General features: G+C 59.5%; 16 protein-coding genes. 11 read left to right on the top strand and 5 right to left on the bottom strand.

Translation table 11 applies throughout. The features are described from left to right. The first annotated feature begins 111 nt into the window (after positions 1-111). The 4 genes from JFT86_RS06985 to JFT86_RS06970 all read left to right on the top strand — a co-directional run bounded on the left by JFT86_RS06985 (position 112) and on the right by JFT86_RS06970 (position 8,995). The gene (locus JFT86_RS06985; RefSeq protein WP_201236255.1) at positions 112-1,104 is read left to right on the top strand and encodes an AraC family transcriptional regulator; all 993 of its coding nucleotides are present in this window, start codon (positions 112-114) and stop codon (positions 1,102-1,104) included. Between the two features lie 72 nt (positions 1,105-1,176). Continuing rightward, complete coding sequence (locus JFT86_RS06980; protein ID WP_201231756.1) at positions 1,177-3,057, top strand: ankyrin repeat domain-containing protein; 1,881 nt, start codon at positions 1,177-1,179, stop codon at positions 3,055-3,057. 164 nt (positions 3,058-3,221) lie between these two features. Then, on the top strand, positions 3,222-4,253 hold the full coding sequence (locus JFT86_RS06975; RefSeq protein WP_201236254.1) for a histone deacetylase family protein: 1,032 nt from the start codon (positions 3,222-3,224) through the stop codon (positions 4,251-4,253). A gap of 143 nt (positions 4,254-4,396) precedes the next feature. Further along, positions 4,397-8,995 carry a DUF6543 domain-containing protein gene (locus JFT86_RS06970; RefSeq protein WP_201236253.1) on the top strand — a complete coding sequence of 1,533 codons (4,599 nt, stop codon included), beginning with the start codon at positions 4,397-4,399 and terminating at the stop codon, positions 8,993-8,995. Here JFT86_RS06970 and JFT86_RS06965 read toward each other — a convergent pair. Then, positions 8,928-10,505: a PLP-dependent aminotransferase family protein gene (locus JFT86_RS06965; RefSeq protein WP_201236252.1), complete on the bottom strand. Its 1,578-nt coding sequence runs from the start codon at positions 10,503-10,505 to the stop codon at positions 8,928-8,930. The genes JFT86_RS06970 and JFT86_RS06965 overlap by 68 nt on opposite strands. 92 nt (positions 10,506-10,597) lie before the next feature. Here JFT86_RS06965 and JFT86_RS06960 point away from each other — a divergent pair, with 92 nt between their 5' ends. Genes JFT86_RS06960 through JFT86_RS06950 form a run of 3 tightly spaced genes read left to right on the top strand, consistent with a single transcriptional unit; the run spans position 10,598 to position 12,363 of the window. Beyond that, the gene (locus tag JFT86_RS06960; protein ID WP_201236251.1) at positions 10,598-11,221 is read left to right on the top strand and encodes an FMN-binding negative transcriptional regulator; all 624 of its coding nucleotides are present in this window, start codon (positions 10,598-10,600) and stop codon (positions 11,219-11,221) included. Between the two features lie 11 nt (positions 11,222-11,232). Continuing rightward, entirely contained in the window at positions 11,233-11,679 is a 447-nt protein-coding gene (locus tag JFT86_RS06955; protein WP_201236250.1) for a GNAT family N-acetyltransferase, read from the top strand. Between the two features lie 12 nt (positions 11,680-11,691). Further along, positions 11,692-12,363 carry a GNAT family protein gene (locus JFT86_RS06950; protein ID WP_201236249.1) on the top strand — a complete coding sequence of 224 codons (672 nt, stop codon included), beginning with the start codon at positions 11,692-11,694 and terminating at the stop codon, positions 12,361-12,363. A gap of 86 nt (positions 12,364-12,449) precedes the next feature. Here the strand turns inward: JFT86_RS06950 and JFT86_RS06945 are convergent, their stop codons facing one another. From JFT86_RS06945 to JFT86_RS06935, 3 genes are all read right to left on the bottom strand, one after another. Beyond that, a complete protein-coding gene (locus JFT86_RS06945; RefSeq protein WP_201231760.1) occupies positions 12,450-12,728 on the bottom strand; it encodes a helix-turn-helix transcriptional regulator in 279 nt (92 codons plus the stop codon). Further along, entirely contained in the window at positions 12,725-14,077 is a 1,353-nt protein-coding gene (locus JFT86_RS06940) for a HipA domain-containing protein (protein ID WP_201231761.1), read from the bottom strand. The genes JFT86_RS06945 and JFT86_RS06940 overlap by 4 nt, the downstream gene beginning before the upstream one ends. A gap of 337 nt (positions 14,078-14,414) precedes the next feature. Further along, positions 14,415-15,314, bottom strand: coding sequence for a homocysteine S-methyltransferase family protein (locus tag JFT86_RS06935; protein WP_201236248.1), 900 nt, complete (start codon positions 15,312-15,314; stop codon positions 14,415-14,417). A 113-nt stretch (positions 15,315-15,427) separates the two neighbouring features. Here JFT86_RS06935 and JFT86_RS06930 point away from each other — a divergent pair, with 113 nt between their 5' ends. From JFT86_RS06930 to JFT86_RS06920, 3 genes are all read left to right on the top strand, one after another. Next, positions 15,428-16,249, top strand: a complete 822-nt coding sequence (locus JFT86_RS06930) for an ABC transporter substrate-binding protein (RefSeq protein WP_201236247.1) — start codon at positions 15,428-15,430, stop codon at positions 16,247-16,249. Next, positions 16,246-17,076, top strand: coding sequence for an amino acid ABC transporter permease (locus tag JFT86_RS06925; protein ID WP_201236246.1), 831 nt, complete (start codon positions 16,246-16,248; stop codon positions 17,074-17,076). Before JFT86_RS06930 ends, JFT86_RS06925 begins: the two co-directional genes overlap by 4 nt. 86 nt (positions 17,077-17,162) lie before the next feature. Next, the gene (locus JFT86_RS06920) at positions 17,163-20,120 is read left to right on the top strand and encodes an autotransporter outer membrane beta-barrel domain-containing protein (RefSeq protein ID WP_201236245.1); all 2,958 of its coding nucleotides are present in this window, start codon (positions 17,163-17,165) and stop codon (positions 20,118-20,120) included. 305 nt (positions 20,121-20,425) lie between these two features. On the opposite strand, the gene JFT86_RS29205 is transcribed toward JFT86_RS06920, so the two are convergent. Continuing rightward, on the bottom strand, positions 20,426-20,950 hold the full coding sequence (locus JFT86_RS29205; RefSeq protein WP_242489473.1) for a hypothetical protein: 525 nt from the start codon (positions 20,948-20,950) through the stop codon (positions 20,426-20,428). On the opposite strand from JFT86_RS29205, the gene JFT86_RS06915 reads away from it, so the two are divergent. Then, positions 20,945-22,561 (top strand): autotransporter domain-containing protein, encoded by a 1,617-nt coding sequence (locus tag JFT86_RS06915; RefSeq protein WP_242489472.1) that lies wholly within the window; start codon positions 20,945-20,947, stop codon positions 22,559-22,561. The genes JFT86_RS29205 and JFT86_RS06915 overlap by 6 nt on opposite strands. Positions 22,562-22,609 lie beyond the last annotated feature (48 nt).

The following is a 22,609-nucleotide window of genomic DNA, read 5'->3' as shown; positions in this document are numbered from 1 at the left end:
ACATTGATGTTGGCTGCCAGACCGTAATCGCGAGCAGGCTCACTCCTACAAGGGAGTTTCGTCCGGCATGTAACTTGCTGCGTTCCAGTCATCCCAAGGCTGGAAGATCTTATGCTCCACTCCCACCTCACCACCCTCAACGCCGTTTCTCTGGTGCTCAACACCTTCAAGGATCAGGGCCTGTCCAGTGACGCCTTGCTCACGGGAAGCGGCATCAGTGCGGCGGATCTGGCCCGGGCCGACACGCGCATCACCACCAATCAGGAGATGCAGGTCTGTGCCAACGCGGTGGCGCTCAAGCGCGATATCGGCCTGGAACTGGGCCGGCGCATGCACGTTTCCTGCTACGGCATCCTCGGTTACGCATTGCTCACCTGTGCCACCTTCGGTGACGCTTTGCGCCTGGCGATCCGTTATCCGGCGCTGCTGGGAACACTTTTCGAACTGAGCCTGGAAGACGATGGCGAGCGTGTCTGGTTTGTCGCCGCCGACTATCGCGAGAGCCCGGCGATGGCAGTGTTCAATGCCGAGTTCTGCCTCGTTTCGCTGAAAGTCATTTGCGATGACTTGCTCGGTCATCCGCTGCCATTGCTGGCCACGCGGTTTGAACACGCAGCACCCGACTATCGCGCCAGCTACGCCGAACACTTCGCCAGCCCGTTGCACTTTGCCGCCAAGGACAACGCTTTCGCCTTCGACCGGCACTGGCTCGATCAACCGCTGCCGCTGGCCGACAGCATCACCCATCAAGCAATGGCCGAACGTTGCCGCAAACAGAATCTGGAGTTCACCGGGCGTCAGGCCTGGCTGGGACGGATTCGTCAATTGCTCAGCGCGCAATTGAACGCCGCGCCGGGGCTGGAAGGTCTGGCTCAGCAGATGAAGTGCTCGCCGCGAACCTTGCGCCGGCATCTCAAGGACATGGGCAGCAGCTATCAGGAATTGCTCGATGAACTGCGTTTCGAGCGCGCCAAGCAAATGTTGTGTGAGGAGCAACTGCCGATCTACCGCATCGCCGAGACACTGGGTTTCAGCGAAACCGCAAGTTTTCGCCATGCCTTTGTGCGCTGGAGTGGCGTGGCGCCCAGTCAGTTCAGGCCTTGAGATAAATCAGGCACTGCGTCGAGGACTGCACTACATTACGCGGCCTGATTCTGTCGCCGGTGTTTTTGCTCGATGGCCCTTTTTCGTTACTGCGCACCACGTGTCCTTCTCGCTGTTCTGATCAACCTGCCCGTGGCTGCCCATGCCATTGAACTGAACTGGTGGGGGCTGCCGCCCAAAGCGCTGGTCGACACGCCCGAGTACGCCCGAACCATCATTCCAATGCCCGCCGCTGCCGAAACACCGACGCCGTTGGTGGGATTGCTCAGTGGCTTTCGCGGTCTGTTCTACCTGAACGTCTATCGCGATCAGGACTACCGCGAGCGCACGCAAAAACTCGGGCCGATCCCGCTGCTCACCGCCGACGAATTTCGCAGCTGCATTACTGACTTCCAGTACTTGAATCTGGGTTCGTCGGCCAGTCGCACCGACATCGCACCCGGCATCGTGGTCGATACGCTGACGTTCGACTGTGTCAAAAGCAGTGGCTGGGAAACCAAGCGCTACCTGCTGATCGATTGGCGCGCACCTGGCACGCCGTTGCTGGCACTGGGCCGGATCCGCAACGATCACCTGCTGTCGTTCCAGCCGTTGCAGGACACCCCGGCCTCAGTGCTCGACACCTGGCTCAAAGGTGTCGAAGGTGCCCGGGATGCCATGCGCTACCGAGTACCCGACGCTCCGCTGAGCATTGAGGTCGATCCAAAACCCTATATTGCCGGCGACGGTGCCCTGCAACTGTGGGAACTGCATCGGCAACTGAGCCAGGCCAGCGACAAAGGCCCGGGGCTGAAGAAAGTCGATGAGCTGTTTTTGAATCAGGACTTTCGGCGCATCGGTGCTGACCAGAAAGAATTCATCGGCCAGCTCAACGACATTGCGTTCTGGAAAAGCCAACTGACCCCGGATGAGGGTTCCCGGCAATGGCTGCTGGAGGTAGCACGTCGCGCCCCGCAACGCATTCCGGTGTATTTGAACCTCGCGGATCAGGCTTGGCGAGGCTATGAAAAAGCGCCCGCCTACACCACCCAATACGCCATGGCGCTGGAGTATTACCGGATCTATTGCGGCCTGCGCCTGCAACGCAACCTGAGCGTGCCCGAGCGCGTGGTGCAACGGTTGGGCCTCAGCCAGGCCGAGCCTCAAGCGTGCCAGGCCCAATGGCCATTGATCGAGGCCGTCGACAATCAGGACGAGCCGCGCGTGCGGCAGTTGCTCGACAGCGGTCTGCAAGCCAAAACCTTGGGCGAGGACGGCCGCAGTGCCTTGTTGCACGCACTGGATGCACCGAACTTCGCCATCGCCCGCCTGCTGCTCGAACGTGGCGCCGAAACCCACGGCATCAACGGCAGCGAACCGCTGGTGATACAGGCACTCAACAAGGATCTCAAGACCGACAAGGATCCACAGCAAGCTCAGCGCACGCAGTTCCTGCTCGATGCCGGGGCGGCCATCGACGAGCCCGATGCACGCGGCAAGACCCTGCTGATGCAGCGAGCATCGGCCAAGGATGAAGAGGTGTTCAACTGGCTGTTCAAGCACCCGCAAAACCTCGATTTGCGGGAAAGCGAGGAACAGCGAACCGCGCTGTACGAAGCGATTTACCGCAACAACTATCCGGCGGCAAAACGTCTGGTCGACGCCGGCGCGCAGCTGAATTTTCTCTATCCTTCCGGACGTTGCTACAAGGGTGATCGCCTGGATTCGGTGCTCTATCTGCTGGCCAGCCAGGCCCCGAGAGGCAACATCGACAAGGAACTCGACCATCAGCAAATGTTCGGGCTGTTCACACTGATGCTGGAAAAAGGCGCCGACCCGACGCTGGGAAATGATTGCAGCGCGGATGCCTACAGCAAGTTGCGCAAGGTGCTTGAGCAGCGCGAGCGGCCGGATTGGCTGGAAGCGCTTGACCGCCATCAAGCCACGCCGGATAAAACCGCCAGCCGTCCCTGAATCCGTATGGCGCCCCACCGAGGGGCGCCCTGGTCTGTGATGGGGCGATTTGCGGTCAGAGTTTTTGGCCAGATCAATCCCCTTTTGGCCTTTCCTGCCGTTCTCCGAATCGCTTTGCGCCGCAACACTGGGCACAACCGAATCAGCCCTGCGGAGAACAACAAATGCTGACGATCTACTCGGACGATCACCACCTGCACCATGGCCGCTGCGAATTGATCGATGGCCAGCTCAAACCGTGTTTCGAGATGCCGTCGCGCGCCGATCATGTACTGCAACGCGTGCAGAACCAGCACCTGGGCCCGGTCGAAGCGCCGAAGGATTTTGGCCTTGAGCCAATCGCCCGCATCCACAGCCGCGACTACCTCGACTTTTTCAAAGGGGCGTGGCAACGCTGGACCGAATTCAATACCGACGGCGATCTGCTGCCCTACACCTGGCCGGCGCGCACCTTGCGCGCGATCAAACCGACCAGCCTGCACGGCCAGCTCGGTTACTACAGCTTCGACGGCGGCGCGCCGATCACCGCCGGCACTTGGCAAGCGGCGTACAGTGCAGCGCAGGTCGCACTGACCGCGCAAGCGGCCATTCAGCATGGCGCGCACAGTGCCTTTGCCTTGTGCCGACCACCGGGACACCACGCGGCCAGCGATTTGATGGGCGGTTATTGCTACCTCAACAACGCTGCCATTGCTGCGCAGGCATTTCTCGATCAGGGCCACAAAAAGATCGCGATCCTCGACGTCGACTATCACCACGGCAACGGCACACAGTCGATTTTCTATGAGCGCAGCGACGTGTTGTTCACCTCGATACACGGCCACCCGGAAGCGGAATTCCCGTTCTTTCTCGGCTATGACGATGAGCACGGCGAAGGTGCCGGTGAAGGGTTCAATTTCAACTATCCGCTGCCGGCCGGGTCGGGCTGGGATGTCTGGAGCGCAGCGCTGGATCAGGCTTGTAACGAGATCGACCGCTACGGCGCCGACATCATCGTCGTGTCGCTCGGTGTCGACACATTCAAGGACGATCCGATCTCGCAATTCAAACTCGACAGCCCGGACTATCTGGCGATGGGTAAACGCATTGCCGCCCTTGGCAAACCCACGCTGTTTGTCATGGAGGGCGGTTATGCAGTGGAGGAAATCGGCATCAATGCGGTGAACGTGCTTGAGGGCTTCGAAAGCGCCCAATAATCAGCCCGCCGCCAGAGACCCGCAACTGCGGGTCTTTTTTTGCCTGCAAGCTGTATGTACCGCACACCGCCGGCACGCGACTTTTACCTTGCCCTGACCCGGCGCCATTTGGCGCGCCGCCCTTGTCAGAGCAGGAATTGCCCATGCCCGAAATCTCCTTGCCCAGCGCCGTTGATGTACTGACGCAACTGGTGACCGGTCCCTCGTTGCGGGAAGTCGCCACCCAGGCGCTGCGCCCCGAGCTGAAAATCCTTTACCCGAATCTGGATATCGATCCGCAACTGGCCATGGTCGTGACCCCGACCTGGATCGTCAAAGATGACCGTGTCGTTCGCGGCGGTGATCAGGTCGAGTCCCTGACCGACGTGCTGGTGCGGCTCGGTCTGTCCGGTACCACCGTCACGTATCTGGACGATGAACAGTTTCTGACCCAGCATCCGGGCAGTGAATCAGCGATCCAGTTGCCCGTGGAGGTCGATGCGCTCGCCAGCCTGCTCAACGAACTCGCGCCGCTGCTGTTCGTGGCGTACCGCGAACAACAGGTTGATTACTGGAACCAGCACACGTCTCTCGCACAGCCGCGCTGGTATCAACTGTCGGATGCTTTGCACAATCTGTGGAATGTCGACGAAAGTCTGGACTGGGACGTGCATCAGCGAGCCATGGCCCACGCGGTTTTCCGTCACCCCGACAAGCAGCAGCGGCTGTCCGCAGACAAGTACAAAACACGCGCGTGCCTGATCGACCTGGATCAGGGTGACGGTGAAAAACGTAATCACCTGCATGTTCTCGATACCGCCGTGCTGGTCGGCACCCACGAGAAGCGCACGCTGATCATTACGCATTCGCTGGTGAATGGTTTTCGGCGTTTCGAATCGATGGAGGAGCTGGGCAATGCCCTGCCGCGCCGGTATCGGGAGAACACCGCCGCCGGTGGCCTGCACTGGCGGTTGTTCGAGCCGGACGGCAACTTTTTCGATCAACAGGCTTGCACACTGATCGCTCTGGAGGCCGACGCCCTCGGCGAAATCAACTTCTTTCAAGGCTCGACCCTCAACAACCTCTTCCCGCAAAACGGCACGGGCGGCGATCACTCAGAGCCGGCGCCGCGCCTCAAACCGCACGTCGACCGTCTCCAGCCGATGCTGCCGCCCTGGCTCGACAACGCTAATGCGGCCGATCAGACCAGCTTCAGCCGGCACCTGCTGGACCTGACTGTGGTGCAACACCAGAACGCCGGTAAGTCGTTTCAAAGCGAGGTCGACAATCTCGACACTTTTACCCGCGATGCGTTGACCCGACAGATCCGCACCGATCACCCCAAGGCCGGCGAGGTAAAAATCGACGAGATCGAAATCAGCATCACCGCCCTGGAGGTCTGGGGCACGTTTGTCTTGCCGTTCAATAGCGACAACCAGACGTTGTCGCTAAGCGAACTCACCCTGCAAAACCTCGAAGGGTTGCCGCTGGGCAACAAGACCGTACGCTATCGGGATGGCAGCGCTTTGCCGGACTGGCTCACCGTGGCCTACGTGGAAAAACTGGTCACCGCCGTCAACATCGGCAAGACCTATCCGGCGTACCTGAAAAAGCTTCTGGTCGACGATAACGTCCAGGCCGCAGCCCTGCAGAAACTGTATATCCGCCAGTTGCCGATCGAACTGCCGATGCTGGCGCTGCAACACAAGATCCGTGACGAGGCCGGCATTGATGAGCAAGGTTATCGCTACCTCCTGGCCGCCTTGGGTGACAGCGCCGAGGGTCGCCTGGTCGACGGGCAGGAAATCATCATCAGCCCGCTGGCGTTCAATGCCCACCGCATCAGCTCAAGGGCCGACACCGTGGTCAACATGTTTGTCATCGGCCCGCGTCAGTCCGACAAAGGTCCCTACCTGCTCTATCGACCGCTGTTCGAAAAACCGCTGATTCAATACCCCAGTCGTACCAATCTGCTTTATGCGATCAAGCACTCGCGACTGTTGCGCGAATCGGTGCTCGCCTGGTTGCCGGATGACGTTCGTTTCAATTACAGCCAGTACGTATTCCCGGCCAAGATGCCGTCGGTATGGGTCATTCCTCAGACCGTGGTCAATCCCGTCGCCGCCATCGACATGCTCGGGGTGGTCAAGCTGCACACCAGCGAAATCACCGGCGATATCGTCGAGACGCTGCACAAGGCCAACGTTGCCGCCCTCCTCACTCAGGCCGATCGCCAGACGGTCTCCAACGCCGAAGCGCGCTGGGCCACGGTAAAACGCGGCGGCTGGATGCTGTTCAACGCCGCCCTGCCTTTTCTGGGCCGTGGCGTCAGTACCGCCGCCTGGATCTGGCAAATCATGGACGACCTGCAAGAGATCAGCGATAGCGAAAACCAGCAGAGCGGCAAGATCGCCTGGACGGCATTGGCGGACATCCTGCTGGCGCTCGGTATGGTGCTGGCCCACCGCGCCGCCGTCGGCAAGGCAACGCGGCGCAAGACCGGCACCGTGTCGGAAACGGCAGAACAGTTGCCGCCAAAAGTCGTTCCCGAAGCCATTAAACCCGTGCGCATGCAAGACGTTACCAGCCTCGAACTGCCAGTCGGTCATGACACCTCGCTCAATGCGAGCGCGGCGTTGGGGCGCTCACGTCCCGGTCTTGAGTCACTCCTCGACAGCCTGAAAACCATAAAACCCAAAGGGCTCGGCGCAGCGGCCACCGAGGGTCAGCACCAGCACCTCTACGCTCACCAGGAAAAATGGTACGCGCCCGTCGGCAAACGCTGGTTCGAAGTGCAATTCAACGACAACGGCGATGTGCAAATCATCGATTCACATCAAGTGCCCACACGTACAGGGCCCTTGCTGACCCGCACAGCGAGCGGGCAGTGGGTCGTCGATTTGCGCCTGCGTCTGCGCGGAGGCGCCCTGCGCAGCCGCATCGCGCAAGCACGCCTGGAAAAAAAACAGAAGCTGACTCAGTTAAAGAGCGACATCAGCGCCTTCGATGTGACGATGAAACCCAAGCAGGACACACTGGCCGACTTTCATACTGCGTTGCTTGAGGCACTGCCGGAAAAAGTCGAAGCGATACGCAAGGAGTACCTCGACACCATTGAAGCGCAGCTCAGCCAATACACGGTCCACATCGACAAGCTCAAGGCCCTGAATCTGGCGGAGCCGGTACCCAACTACCGCACGGCCATGATCGACCGGCTGACCATGCAGATGTTTCTGTGTCACTCCTGGTTTCTCGAACGCAATGGCGAGTACGCCAGTACCCTGAACACGACGATGAATCTGTTCGAGAACAAAGCGGCGACACCGGTCGATCACGTCACAGCCTTTGAAAAGCTGAATGGGCTGTCCGCCGAGTTCATTGCGAAGCTGGAGTTTGCCCACACACGTTTCGATGAACTGAAGCTGCTCGGCAAAGAGGGGGTCGAGACCCAGCGTCGTTACCAGACCAAACTCCCCGGTTATGAAATCAACGACCTGAAAATGCTCGAGATCAGCCTGGGGCAGAAACTGTGTCTCAAGGCTGGTCCGCCAGACAGTGCGACTGCGGCAAGGGTTGCACTGGAAAACGTGATCGAAGATGCCGCCCTGAATATCCAGAGCTCAATGGACCTTAGCACTGATGAAAGTCTGGACAACCTCGCCGAACGGATAGAAGCCACCAGCAATCTGGCCGAACAATTTGCCGCCATCGACCAGCGCTTCGTCGATCTGCTCATCGAATATCCCAAGCACTACCAGCCCGAGCGTTTGGCGCAAGTGCGCAAGCGGATCAACGAATTCAGCGAAGCCACGGTAAACCGCCTGGGAAACCTGTTGCGCGACCAGATTCTGCTCGGGCCGAAGCCCGGCCCTTCCCGCCCCTGGGCCGGTTCCGGCAGAAAAATCATCAAGACCCGCTACAAAGGCACGCTTGTCGGTGAAGTCCGAAAAAGTGCCGATGGCCAGGACACTGACCTGGTGGAGGTGCGAGCAAAAGTTTCGGGCAGACTCATCGCCACGTTTCACGAAAAAACACCCGGGGAGTGGGTCGAGCGCATCACACCGAAACCGTCTCCGACCAAATCCAGGCCGAATCTGAACAACAGCCTTGCAGCCGGACAAGCCTTGATCGACGACCTGTCAGCGTTCCACAGACGAACCGAAGGCCATGTCAAACGAGCCAAACGCATACCGGCGGAGGCTGAAGCCCTTTATCAAATTCACGCCGTGAGTTTGCGCAGCGCCAGAGAGGCGATCGACCAAGCCTTGATCGCCAGCAACGAGCCGGCAGATCGTGTGGCCTCCGAGCTGGTGGACGCACTCGACAGCGCCGCGACAGCCCTCGACAAAACTGGACGCAAAACCCGTATTACCCTGATCAAGCAACAGCCTCCGACGGCCGCCCACGTGCAGTGGTTGAAAAACATCGGAGAAGTGAAAATCGCCAAAATCGGCCTCCGCCGTCGGCTCAAGGGGCGGGCCAATGACTTTCTCGATGAATATGAAGTCAGCGACGCCAGAACCGGTACAGCGTTGTGGTACGCGCACCTTCACTATGACAACGCCAAAGACCCGGTCACTGCGTCAAAGGCGCGCCATATGAAAACCCTCGAGCAGCGGCACCTTGGCGGTGCCTACGAACTGCACAACCTGAACAATCAGGAACTCATTGCCATTCATCGCAGCGGGATGTCGCTTAAATTGGCCGAAGAGTTGTTTTTCCCACCTGCCACGCCTGCCGCAGGCGCATCAGCGCCGCATTGATCGCCGGCTCAGGCACAGCGGCAAAACCCAGTACCAGACCGGCGCGCTGATCTGGAGCGATCGAGGAATCGGGCAGCCAGTAATGGCTCAATCCGTTGATTTCCACGTCTACACGAGCAGCCTGTTCAATCAGTTGCTGCTCGCGGGCGATGCTCTCCACGGGCACGGTCAGGTGCAGTCCTGCTGACACTGCGGGCAGTTTGCCAACACCGGCAATGTCCGCCGGCCAACCGTCGAGCAAGGCATTGCGACGGCTGAGTGCGGCCCGGCGCATGCGCCGGATATGCCGCTGGAAATGCCCGGCGGCCATGAACTCGGCCATCACCGCTTGCGTGCTCACCTCGGAATGCCGGACGTCCACCGCCCGGCGTTGCGAAAACGCTTCCACCAGTCCCGGGGGCAGCACCAGATAACCAAGGCGCAACGCCGGGAAGGCGACTTTGCCGAAAGTGCCGACATACAACACTCGTCCCTGGCGATCGAGGGCAGCCAAAGGTGCCAACGGTGCGCCGGTGTAGCGGTACTCGCCATCGTAATCGTCCTCGACGATCCAGCCTTGGCTACGTTCGGCCCAGGCGAGCAATTCCAGACGTCGCGCCAGACTCATCACCACGCCTGTCGGGTATTGATGGGAGGGCGTCACGTACGCCACGCGACAATCACTGGCCGCCGACAGCGCTGCGCAATCCATGCCCTCTTCATCCACGGCGATACCGCGCAACCGGCCACCCGCCACAGCGAAGGCATGACCTGCCGCGCGGTAACCGGGATTTTCGATGGCAACGCCGTCGCCCGGCTCCACCAACAGCTGTGCACAAAGGCTGATGCCTTGTTGCGCGCCACTGGTGATCACAATTTGTTCAGCCGTGCACTGCAAACCGCGTGAGCTGCGCAAATAAGCCGCAATCAGGCTGCGCAAGCGCGCATCGCCGGCAGGATCGCCGTAGCACAGTTGCTGAAGATCCGGTTTTCGCCAGAAAGCCGCGTTGAGCTTGGCCCAGACGTCAAACGGGAACAGATCAAAAGCCGGAACGCCCACTCGAAATGCCCGTGGCGGCCCACTCGGAGGACGCGCCAAATGGTTGTTCTTGACCCGGCTCAATGCATCGCTGTGGATAACTTTGCTGGATGGATCAACAGGTAAATCCAGCCAATTTGTGGATAAGGCTGTGGGTAAGCCTGTTGAAAAGCCTGTGGATACTTTTGTGGATAGTTTTTTGGCGGAAGACGCGGTTTCCGGTAATTGAGCGACGTAGGTGCCATCGCCGACCTTTCCTTCGATAAACCCTTCCGCATACAACTGATCGTAGGCACGCACCACGCTGTTGCGGGAAATACCCAAGGCCAGCGCCAGATCTCGACTGGCCGGCAAACGTGTACCGCTGGCCAGACGGCCGTCGAGCACGCGCAAGCGCAACGCCTGATAGAGCTGACGCGTCAGGCCCTGACGGCGGTCAAGCTCGATTCCGGCGGGATTGAAGGGCATGGACAACGTGGACGAATCGGTCATGGCAATGGACCTATGAAATTGGTCATCAATGGCTCTTACAACAGACCAATAGCCTGCCTACGATGCAGGCATTCGCCAAGGAAAATATCTCCATGTACACGCCGCGCGCCTTTGCCATCGACGAGTTGTCGCAACTCCACGAACTGATCCTCGCCACCCGCCTCGCCATTCTGGTGACTCACGGCGAAAACGGTCTGCAGGCCAGTCATGTACCGGTGCTGCTGCATTGCGAACAAGGTGAGTACGGCACGCTGTACGGGCATCTGGCCAAGGCCAATCCACAGTGGAAAGACCTGCGCGACGGCGCCGAAGCCATGCTGATTTTTGCCGGCCCCGACGCCTACGTCAGCCCGGGCTTCTACCCGAGCAAGGCCGAACACGGCAAAGTCGTGCCGACCTGGAACTACGTCGCTGTGCACGCCTACGGTCACGCTGAAACCTTCAGCGATGGCGGGCGACTGCTCGACATCGTCAGTACCCTCACCGACCGCCATGAAGCAGGCCGCGCACAACCGTGGAAGGTCGACGACGCCCCCGCCGATTACATCGACGGCATGCTCAAGGCCATCGTCGGTTTCGCCATTCCCATCGACCGGCTGGAAGGCAAGCGCAAGCTCAGCCAGAACCGCAGCGCCGAAGACATTGCCGGCGTGCGCGAAGGTCTGGCCGCCAGCTCCGACATCAACGACCAAACCCTTGCCCAATTGATGCGTTGAAGGAAAAGCCCATGAGTCAAATCGAGATCCGCCAGGTCAGCGCCGACGACCACGCCGCGTGGTTGCCGCTGTGGCAGGCCTACCTGCGCTTCTACAACACCGAATTGCCGGACGCCGTCACGCAAAGCACCTGGCAGCGTTTCCTCGACCCGAGCGAGCCGACCCACGCGGCATTGGCGTGGGCTGACGGCAAGGCTGTGGGCATGGTGCATTACATCTACCATCGCTCGAACTGGAGCATCGAAAACTCCTGCTACCTGCAAGACCTGCTGGTCACGGAGCACACCCGCGGCACGGGTGTCGGTCGCCAACTGATCGAACACGTCTACGCCACCGCCAAAGCCGACGGTTGCTGCAAAGTCCATTGGCTGACCCACGAAAGCAACGCCACCGCGATCCAGCTCTACGAGCGCATCGCCGAGCGCCCGGGCTTCATCCAGTTTCGCAAAGCCATTTAAGGAGAGACGCTCATGACTGCTTCACTTGCCGACTGGAAAGGCGTCCCTGCCCCTACGACCAAGCTGCTCGAAGGCCGTTTTATCCGCCTGGAACGACTCGACCCGACGCGTCACGGCGATGAGCTGTTCGCCGCACTCGAAGGTCCGGGCGCCGATCCGAAACTCTGGGATTACTTGCCCTACGGCCCGTTCCCCGAGCGCAGCGTGTTCAATGACTGGCTGAACAATCACGCGGCGAGCAGCGATCCGTATTTCTTCAGCGTCATCGACCGCGCCAGCGGCCAGGTGCAAGGCATCCTCAGCCTGATGTCGATCGTCCCGGCCCAGGGTCGCATCGAAATCGGCCACGTCACCTTCGGCGCACCGATGCAGCGTTCGCCGAAAAGCACCGAGGCGGTTTACCTGCTGGCCCGGCACTCCTTCGAGCTGGGCTACCGGCGCCTCGAATGGAAGTGCAACAACGGCAACGCCCGCTCCAAATACGCGGCCGAACGCCTGGGCTTCAGTTTTGAAGGTGTGTTCCGCCAGCACATGGTGGTCAAGGGCCAGAACCGCGATACGGCGTGGTACTCGATTCTGGATTCGGAATGGCCGGCGATTGCGGCGGGGTTCGAGCAGTGGTTGAGTGATGCCAACCAGACGCCGACCGGACAGGTGAAAGGCTTGGGCGAGTGCCGTAGCTAAACCCTTAAAAGCAAAAGATCGCAGCCTGCGGCAGCCCCTACACAGGTTAAATGTAGGAGCTGCCGCAGGCTGCGATCTGTTGATCTTTAACTGATATCTCGCCGAATCCGCACAACGCCCATCTTCATCCCAAACGGACGAAACACGGCGTTCAGCGACTTCAGCGTCTGATTGCCTTCGCCGTGCTCGATGTGCACCAGGGTTCGAACCGAGATTTTGCACATCTTCGCAAACTGGGTCTGATGCAGGCCCGTCACTTCTACGCGCAGGCGGCGAACGGCCTCGCCGATCTCAAGCGTTCCCTGGGCCAATGCTTCTTGAATGTTTTCGATGAGCAGCGTGCGCTCGGCGACGGTCAGGCTCATTTCAGGTCCCACTCTTTCAAGCGTTGCTCCAGATTTCTCAGGTGAATCCCCGGATGGTTCATGGTTCGGTCCGGCAGGCCGCTCTCGGTCAAAATATCGGGAAGAGCCGCAAGGCGTCGTGCGTCCTGACGAAGGCGCTCGAACGCATCCGGCCCATCGGCCAAAGCAGCCAAGGGGTCATCCGGATCAGCAATATCAGCCAATGCACGACAAACTCCTCGCCAATCGACATCCCCCGCCCTTTCCAACTCTTTCGGCCATTTAGTCGAACGGGTAACGCCTTCATCGTCCATGACCATGGGCGCCAAATCATAAATCGGCGCAAGTCGAAACGAACTCAAGCCACGAATGATCGCGGTATTACGGCCATGGTTATCCGAGTTACCGAGAATTTTGTTGATCAGATCCCGACGCAAGTAGTCCGCAACCAGATCGGGAATCTGCTCCTCTTGCCCTGCCTCACACCAAAGACTGGCAAGCATACGAATCACGCCCAAATGGTCCATCGCGCTGCCTGGCGTTGTCACATTAGCCAGCGAATAAATCGATTCGACCGCATAACGCTCAACACCTTGAGCCGTTACCCGACGATCAAAACGCTGCATCCACAAGCTGGGTTTACTCGCCTCTTCCAGTGCCAGCCCTTGTGAAGCTACCGTTTCGATGTCTAATGTCTGAAGGGCCCTGTAGTAGTGGAACTCACTTCGCAAGATGTCCTGATCGGTCTGATTGCCTTTGTTACGAGCAAATTTCACAAACCAGTGCTGACTGACCTCTGAATCCTCAAGGACTGCATCGGGATACAGGAGACCGGCCTTGTTCTCTGCCAACAAAAGCTTAGGCGCTTCACCCCCTGCCCCCGTCGCACCGCCAATGGCTGCACCGAGTTCATAGGCGTACTCGAGAAAACGATTGTCACGCAGGATTACGTCCTGACGCTGAAACCCAATGGGCTCCCGCTCATCCATAGACTCGGCAGATTCCTTTATTCGCATGTTGCCGATGGGAGCTGGCGTGCTCCGACCCAGCAGATAGAGGTCGGCGCTGATGTCTGCGGGTTTTTCCTGCCCTAAGCGAGCAAGAAGAAAACGTTTCGCAGCACCGGCAGGAACGATGTCATGAACGAAGGCAGGCACACTCGATCGCCGGCTATCCCAGTCCAACGGGAACCGTACACTCACAGCCTTTGAGAACGGCGACCCTATCGCGTCTAAGTTTTCGACGAGATAGGTGGTTTGATAACCGAAATCGCAGCGACTTTCGAAACCCTTTTCGGGGTCAGCGAAACTCAGAACCATCGCGTCATGCCATCGCCCAGTCGCGAATATCTGTAGTGTCAGGTCGTACATGAGCTTTGCACCTGCATTTAAATGCATTCTGGCGAAGTTTTTTAAACCGAAGATGCAATATAGTGCATTTTTTGACGAGACCTGCCGAAATATCTGCAACAAAATGCAGAAATGCCACGGTCTATTTTGGGGCAAACACAAAGTAATGCGGATGGATGTTTGACATCATTTTGTAAAAGCCGCTGAGCATAACGACTCGCTTACAACAGCGAGTCATCCGTCCACGCTGGAATGTAACGTCCATCCCACTTCTAAAAGCAAAAGATCGCAGCCAGCGGCAGCTCCTACATTTGCCTTATGCAGGAGCTGCCGCAGGCTGCGATCTTTTGATCTTCGCTTAAGCGAGTTTCTGCGCAAGCACCGCAATGTGCTCCGGTCCGATCCCGCAGCAACCGCCCAGGTGACTCGCGCCACGCTGCTGCCAATCAATCGCCCAATGCAGATAACCCGGCGGATCGAGATCTTCGCGCAACGGGTCGAGTCCGTCGTTGGCCGTCGCTTCTTTCGGTTGTGGCGGAAACGCGTTGGCATAGGCGCCAATGTGAATCTTCACCCCCAGACGTTCGAAGGTGTCGCGCGCCGCATCAATCGCCGCGCCGATCACTTCCGGCTGACTGCAATTGAACAGCAGCGTCTCGACGCCCAACTCAGCCGCCGCAGCCGCCGCCTCTGCAACCGGCTCGCCGGAGCGCAAACGCGGCACTTCGTCGGTGTCTTCATCCTTCAAGGTAAACGACAACCAGAACGGCTTGCCGTCCTTTGGCAGCCCTGCATGGATCGCGCGCGCCTCGATGATCGAGCTCTGGGTTTCCGCCAGCCATAGATCAACGTGGGGGGCCAGGCCATTGACCAATGGCGTCAGCAACTCTGTCACTCGGCCAGCCTCGAACAGATCCGGACGATACGAACCGAACAGCGGCGGTAACGAACCCGCGACCTGTACGGCTTTGCCCGACGCTTCCACCGCACGCCGCGCCAGCTCACCGGCCAACGCCGCCAGCGCTTGCCCTTCAGCGGCGAAACGTTCTTCGCCGATGTGGAACGGCACCACCGCGTAACTGTTGCTGGTGATCACATTGGCGCCACTGGCGATATACGCGGCATGTACCGCTTCAACCGCTTGCGGTGCTTCGCTGAGCGCCAGCGCCGACCACTCCGGCTGGCGGAATGGTGCCCCGGCGCGTTGCAACTCACGGCCCATGCCGCCATCGAGAATAATCGTGCTTCCTGCGCCCATATGCTTTTCACTCATATGCTTATGAAAATAACTCACTATCAGAGTCGTTCTTATAACTATTTAATACGCACCATTCGGTTAATAACAACCTCTTTTTTGTTCAGGGATCGACTGTGAAATTTCAACCGCTATTGGCCCTGGGCCTGACAGTTCTGGCCGCTTCCACCCAAGCCTTCGGCGGCACCACACTGGATCGTGTCGAGCAGAAAAAAGAGCTGGTCGGCGTGCTGATGGAAAGCTATCCGCCGTTCTCGTTTCTCAACGATCAGAATCAGCTCGACGGCTTCGACGTCGATGTCGCCAAAGCCGTGGCAGACAAACTCGGGGTCAAGCTGCGCCTCGAAACGCCGTCCTGGGACGTCATCGCTGCCGGCCGCTGGAGCGGGCGTTATGACATCTGCATCTGCTCGATGACCCCGAGCAAGGCCCGCGCCGAAGTGTTCGACTTCCCGGTCGAGTACTACGCCTCGCCCGCCGTGATCGTGGTCAACGCCAAGGACGATCGCATTCACGGCGCCAAGGATCTGAGCGGCAAGAAAGTCGGTCTCACCAGCGCTTCCAGCTATGAAAGTTATCTGAACAAGAATCTGGTCATCGAAGGCGCTGAAGACACGCAGTTGCAGTACCCGTTCGAAGACGTGCAGATCGCCCCGTACGATACCGACAACGTCGCGTTCCAGGACTTGGGCCTGGGCGCCGGCGTGCGCCTGGATGCAATCCTTACCAACCTTGTCACCGCGCAACCACGCCTGAACGAAGACCAGCGCTTCAAACTGGCCGGCGCGGCGCTGTACTCGGAGCCGAACTCCGTTGCCATCGAAAAGGGCGACGCGCAATGGGATGCCAAAGTGCGCGAAGTTTTTGCACAACTTAAACAGGACGGCACCCTGAGCAAGCTGTCGCAAAAATGGATCGGCGCCGATATCAGTCAATGACTTCTTTCCCGACACCTCCAAAACCAGCAGTGGCTGAATCACCGCTGCGCCGATTCTTCGGTTTTCGCACACGGCTGTACCTGACGTGGGCGGTGATGTTCTGTCTGTTCGCCGGATTCTTCCTGAGCTTCGACCTGAAGTTCTCGATCATCCTCGACAAACTGCCCAATCTTGTCGGCCTCAAACTCGCACCCAATGGCTTTCTACAAGGCGCGGCGCTGACCCTGTTTCTGTGCGTGTGCTCGATTGTCGCTTCGTCATTGCTGGGCTTCGTTACCGCATTGGCACGACTGTCGAAAAGCGCGGTGGCGTTCGGCATCGCCAGTTTCTACGCCTCGTTCTTCCGCGGCACGCCACTGCTGATTCAGATCCTGCTGATCTACCTCGGTTTGCCGCAACTGGGCATCGTGCCCGGCGCGATCGTCGCCGGGATCATCGCCCTGTCGCTGAACTATGGCGCCTATCTCAGCGAGATTTTTCGCGCCGGGATTCTTGGCGTTCCCTACGGCCAGCGAGAAGCTTCACTGGCGCTGGGCATGCGCGACTCGGTAATCCTGTGGCGCATCACCCTGCCCCAGGCTATGCGCACGATCATCCCGCCCACGACCAACCAGTTCATTTCGATGCTCAAGGATTCATCGCTGATTTCGGTTATGGGCGTTTGGGAAGTGATGTTTCTGGCGCAGTCCTACGGACGCTCAAGCTATCGCTACATCGAGATGCTGACGACGGCGGCGATCATTTACTGGCTGATGTCGATCTGTCTGGAACTGATTCAGGCGCGGATGGAACGGCATTACGGCGAGGCTTACGCGCGCCGCTCCTAAGGTGAAACGCAACGCAACAGACATCATTCTGTAAAAACCCACCGCTATACAGGACGGCCCGCTTATAACAAAAAGGCCTTCCGCTCATGCCGTTCTCGCCCCAACGTCTGTCGCTCGCCATCGCCCTGTTGATCTCGGCAACCACCGCTCACGCTAAAACCGTACAGATCGACACCGCCACCACGGCTTCGCAAACCCTCGGTGGCAGCGACACGTTGACGATTTCGGCGCCGGGCAGCATCACCAACAGCGGCAAGACCGTGAGCCTGAAGGACAAGACCAGCGGTGCCGGTGTGGTGATCGATAACGCCGGCAAAATCATCTCCACCGGTGGCCGCGCCATCGACAGCAGTGGCGACCTGACCCAGGTGCGCAACTACGCCATCTACAACCGCAGCGGCGGGCAGATTCTCGGCGCCAATGACGCTCTGCGCATCGACAGCAACTTCGTCAGCGGCAGCCTGTTGATCGATAACAGCGGCATCATTCGTTCGACCACCGGCCAAGGGCTGGATCTGGATGCGTTGCGCAGCGACGGCGTGAAAACCACGATCATCAACCGCGAAGGCGCCTTGATTCGCGGCGATGCCAGCGACGGCATGAAGACCGGCGCCAACGCGACGATTACCAACTATGGCGAGATCTCCACGGGCGACTCGCACAATGCCGACGAGAAATTCGACGGCATCGATATCGACTCTGCGAGCGGCGTCAGTGTGACCAACTACGGAGTGATTTCCGGCGGTCGTCACGGCATCACCACCGACCTCGGCGCGACGCTGGTCAACTATGGGCAGATCACCGGCAGAAACGGCTCGGGCTTCGGCTCCGACGGTGACGGCACGGTGATCAACCACGGCACCATCACCGGCGCCTATTCGGGCTTGCAGGCGAACGGTGACGGCGATGGTGTGGATATCGACAAGATCGCCCACATCGAAAACTACGGCACGATTCAAGGTGTAGGCGCCGGCGGTGTCGACAAGGGCGGTTTCGCCAATGGCAGCGAAGGCATTGCCCTCGGCGGTGGCTACATTCGCAACGCCAGCGGCGCGCTGATCAGCGGCGCCAACAGTGCGATTCTGGTCGATGACGGCAGCGGCGGTTCCGGGTTGGCAGCGACCACGCTGGAAAACTTCGGCACGATTCAAGGCCTCGACGGTTTCGGCGTGAAGTTCGTCGGCGAGTTCGCCGACGCCGTCGTCAACGGCGGCACCCTCAGCGGCAGCAATGGCCTGGCGCTGGATCTGGGTGGCGGCAACGACAGTCTGACCTTGCGCAATGGCAGCCGCTTCGTCGGCACCGTCGACGGCGGCAGCGGTTATGACCGGGTGGTGATGGATGATGCGGCGGGCGGCAGCTTCGGCGAGAGCCGCAACTTCGAATGGCTGGAAGTCAGCCAAGGTGCGTGGACGCTGACCGGCAATGGCGATTTCAGCGACGGCGGTGCAGTGCGCAACGGCGCGACGCTGATCAACCAGGGAGGTATCGCTGGCAACCTGACCGTGGATGCCGGCGGTGTCTATGCCGGTGGCGGATCGGTGGGCAACCTCAACGTCAACGGCACATTGCGTACCGACACAAGCCTCGGTCGCGTATCGGTTGTGCATGACTTGAACATGGGCAGCAGCGCCACCCTCGCCTACGGCGTCAATGCCGACGGCAGCAGCGCGCCGGTACAGATCGGCGGCACGGCCAATCTCAATGGCGCGACCCTGGCGGTGAATCCCGGCAGCGGCACCTATCCGTGGCAGAGCCATTACACCGTGCTGCAAGCCGCGCAGGTCAACGGCACTTTCGGCAAAGTCACCAGCGACTACGCGTTTCTCACGCCGACACTGGCCTATACGCCGACTCAAGTTGATCTGACGTACACCCGCAACGACGTGGCTTTCAATGATTTCGCTGCCACCGGCAACGGCAGCAATGCCGCCAACAGTCTGGCTTCGATGGGCAAGAACAACGCGCTCTACAACGCCCTGCTCAACACCACCCAAAGCACGGCCGGTGCTGCAATCGAGCAGTTGGCCGGCGCCAGCAATGCCAACCTGACCAGCGCCACCCTCGGCGCCAGCAGTCAGGTGGGTAGCAGCATGCTCTCGGCGATGCAGCAAATGGGCGGCAGCCCGGGGTTGATGGTCGGCCTCGATCAGCGCGATACGCCCGTGTTGGCCGCGAACGGCGTACCGTCCGCCGCCCGCAATCTGAACGATCCAAACGCTCGCGGCCGACTCTGGCTGCAAGCCATCGGCGGCTACGGCAAGCTCGACGGCGAACACGGCAACAGCGGCCTGGAACAACGTACCAAGGGCAGCGTGCTCGGTGCCGACTGGTCACTCAATCCGCAATGGCGACTGGGCGTGCTCGGCGGTTATTCGAAAACCGATCTGGACGCTACCGGCGTCGATGGCAACGTCGAGAGCTGGCACGCCGGCGTTTATGCATTGCATCAAAACGGCCCGATGTCTGTGCGTCTCGGCGCGGCCTACAGCGGCCATCAGGGCGAGAGCAAACGCACCATCGCCTTCAACGGTTTCAGTGATCGTCCGAAAGGCGATTACGACGCCAACAGCCAACAAGCCTTCGCCGAACTCGGTTATGCCATGGGCAGCGGGCGTCTCAGCGCCGAACCTTTCGCCAACCTCGGCTACCAGCGCTACCACCGCGACAGCTATCGGGAAAAGGGTGGCGCTGCGGCACTGCAAGTCGACAGCCAGACCCAGGACAACTTCAGCAGCACCTTCGGCTTGCGTCTGGCGCACCTGAGCAGTCTGGACAATGGCATGAGCGTGACACCGCGCATGGCCGCCGGCTGGAAGCACACGTACGGCGACGTCAGCAATTCGACGCGCCAGGCGTTTGTGGTCGGTGGCACGGCGTTCAGCGTTGATGGCAGCTCACTGGATCGCGACAGTCTGGTGCTGGAAGCGGGGCTGGATGTGGGTATTTCGTCACGGCATACGCTGGGCGTGGGGTACAGCGGCGAGATTGGCAGCAACAGTCGCAATCATGGGTTGATTGGGCAGTGGCAGATGAGTTTTTGATTTGAATAGCCGGCGGGGTCCGTGTTGCTTGTAGGAAAAGGGATCGGTGCAGCCGAGTAAAAATACCGGTTCGTACCACCGTGGCGATTTTCTACAAAACGATCCGACGTCGCCTGCAAGGCCACAGGAAGTAGCCGACATCGGATTTTCTGGCGCATCAATAGAGTTTGGTCTCCTGTCAAAAGAGGCCTAACTTGATGCCCGTTCAACACCGATACAAACCAAAACACTTGGCTTTGGCCATTGCGCTGGCGCTTGGCGGCGTAGAGCTTGCGAGCGCTCAGCTACCTTCGCAAGTGACTGACTCACCTCCAATCATGGAAGTCCCGGAGCTGCCGGAAAGCACGCCATATGAAGCGGCTCTTCAAAAGCTCAAAGATTTTTCCACTCATATAAACACCGTTCCAATCTCCTTCGACTCGCCCGAAAGTACTTTCCAGGGCACTACTCTCAACGATTTCATCGTTCTCAAAGACGGTGCCAGCTTCAGTGGCCGCCTGGACGGTGACGGGGGAGAAAACTACCTGGTACTCAACGCCGCTGATGGCGGAACGATCAAAGACACCCATAATTTCAATGGACTGCATCTCCTGCGTGGAGACTGGACACTGAGCAGCAAGGGAGACTTCACGGAAGGCGTGTTGGTAGATCGCGACGGCACACTGACCAACCTTGGCAGCATCGAGGGTGGTGCTATCAGCGTCGGCAAGCTTTTCAACAAGGGAAGCATCAAAGGCGATGTACATGTCGAGACGGGCGGCAGTTTTGCGGGTAAGGGGACGGTAAGACACCTGCACGTTAACGGCCTGCTCACAGTCAACGGATTGCATGGCAGCCCCCGGGTCAAAGGCGACCTGAGCCTGTCCCCTACAGCCGAGCTGGCCTATGAGGTCACGCCTGAAGGTCGTGGCCAAACGATCAAAGTCGACGGCACTGCCGAGCTTGGTGGCGCCACTCTGAAAGTCGTTGCTGTTCCCGGTGAGTATCCAGCAACCAGTCCGTACAAAATCATCGAAGCCGCCAAGGTTGACGGTGAGTTCGGCACGATCGTGAACGATCTGGCTTTTATGACGGCCACACCTCAATACAACAAAAAATCCGTTGGGCTGACTTTCGCCCGCAATGATGTACCGCTGAAAAGCGTCGCCACTACAGACAGCGGTCGTGCGGTTGCTGGCAGCATCGTCGAGCCTCAGGTGCCATCGTCTCCCGCGCCGTCGACACCGCTGACGGCATCAACTCCCCTACCAGATTCGGATTCAGCTTCAACAGCAACCGCTTCCACTTCATTGACTGCTCCTGCTGCGACGTCAGCTTCAGTACCCATACAGGATGAGTTCGTGACTGCGCCGGTCAGCGAAGCTGTCGAAGCGCCAGCCTCAGCCCCGCAAAAACCCGCCAACACGGCCGTCGCCGCAATACTGGCCAGCGACAGCAAAACAGCCGCTATCGCCCTCGAACAACTCGCCGCCGGCAGCAACGCCAACCTCGCCAAAGCCACGCTGAGTAGTATCACACCCGTGAGCACCAGCATGCTCTCAGCCATGCGCCAACTCGATAACCGCACCGGCCCCGCTCATGGCTCGGGCAACTCACCTCGCCAGGCGGCGGGCGGTTTAGATTCCGGTCGCGTCTGGATACAGGCACTCGGCCATGGCGGCAAGGTCGATCGCGAGTTCGACAGCACTCTGAAACATGCTACCCAAGGTCTGGTCATGGGCGCTGACTGGCGGCTTGATGAGCAATGGCATGTCGGCCTGCTGGGCGGCAAATCGCAGACCCGACTCGATGCCCGCCAGTACGACGGCGACCTCGACAGTTGGCACCTCGGTGCTTACGCCGTACGTCAGAGCGGACCGTTGGCACTGCGTTTGGGGGCTACCTATGCCAGCCACGACGGCAGCAGCAAACGTCGGGTGGCGTTCAAAGGTTTCAGCGACCGCCTCAAGGGCGACTACGACGCGAACACCCAGCAAGCCTTTGCCGAACTGGGCTTCAATCTCGGTCGTAACAACGTGACGCTGGAGCCCTTCGCCAGCCTCGGCTATCAGCGCTATCAACGCGACAGTTACAGCGAAAAAGGTGGGGATGCGGCACTGAAAGTCTTTGGGCAAACCCGCGACAATCTCAGCAGCACCTTCGGTTTGCGCACGGCGAAAATCACTCGCCTGGACAACGGCATGAGTCTGACGCCGCGACTCAGTGCCGGTTGGAAACACACCTTCGGCGAGATCGACATCGATACACGGCAGCAATTGGTCAAGGGTGGCAAGCGTTTCGAAGTGGCCGGTGCGGCGCTGGATCGCAACAGCCTGGGCGTCGATGCAGGCCTCGACTTCGGCCTGTCTGCAAATCACACCGTAGGGCTGGGTGTCACCGCTGACTTCGGCACGGAAAGTCGTACTCACAGTGTGATGGGCCAGTGGCGAATGGCGTTCTGACACGCTTTATGTAGGAGCTGCCGCAGGCTGCGATCTTTTGATTCTCAA

Origin of the sequence: Pseudomonas sp. TH06 (assembly GCF_016651305.1) — a bacterium.
GTDB lineage: Bacteria > Pseudomonadota > Gammaproteobacteria > Pseudomonadales > Pseudomonadaceae > Aquipseudomonas.
Note: the sequence above shows the minus strand (reverse complement) of the source record. Positions and strands in the feature narration are given on the sequence as shown.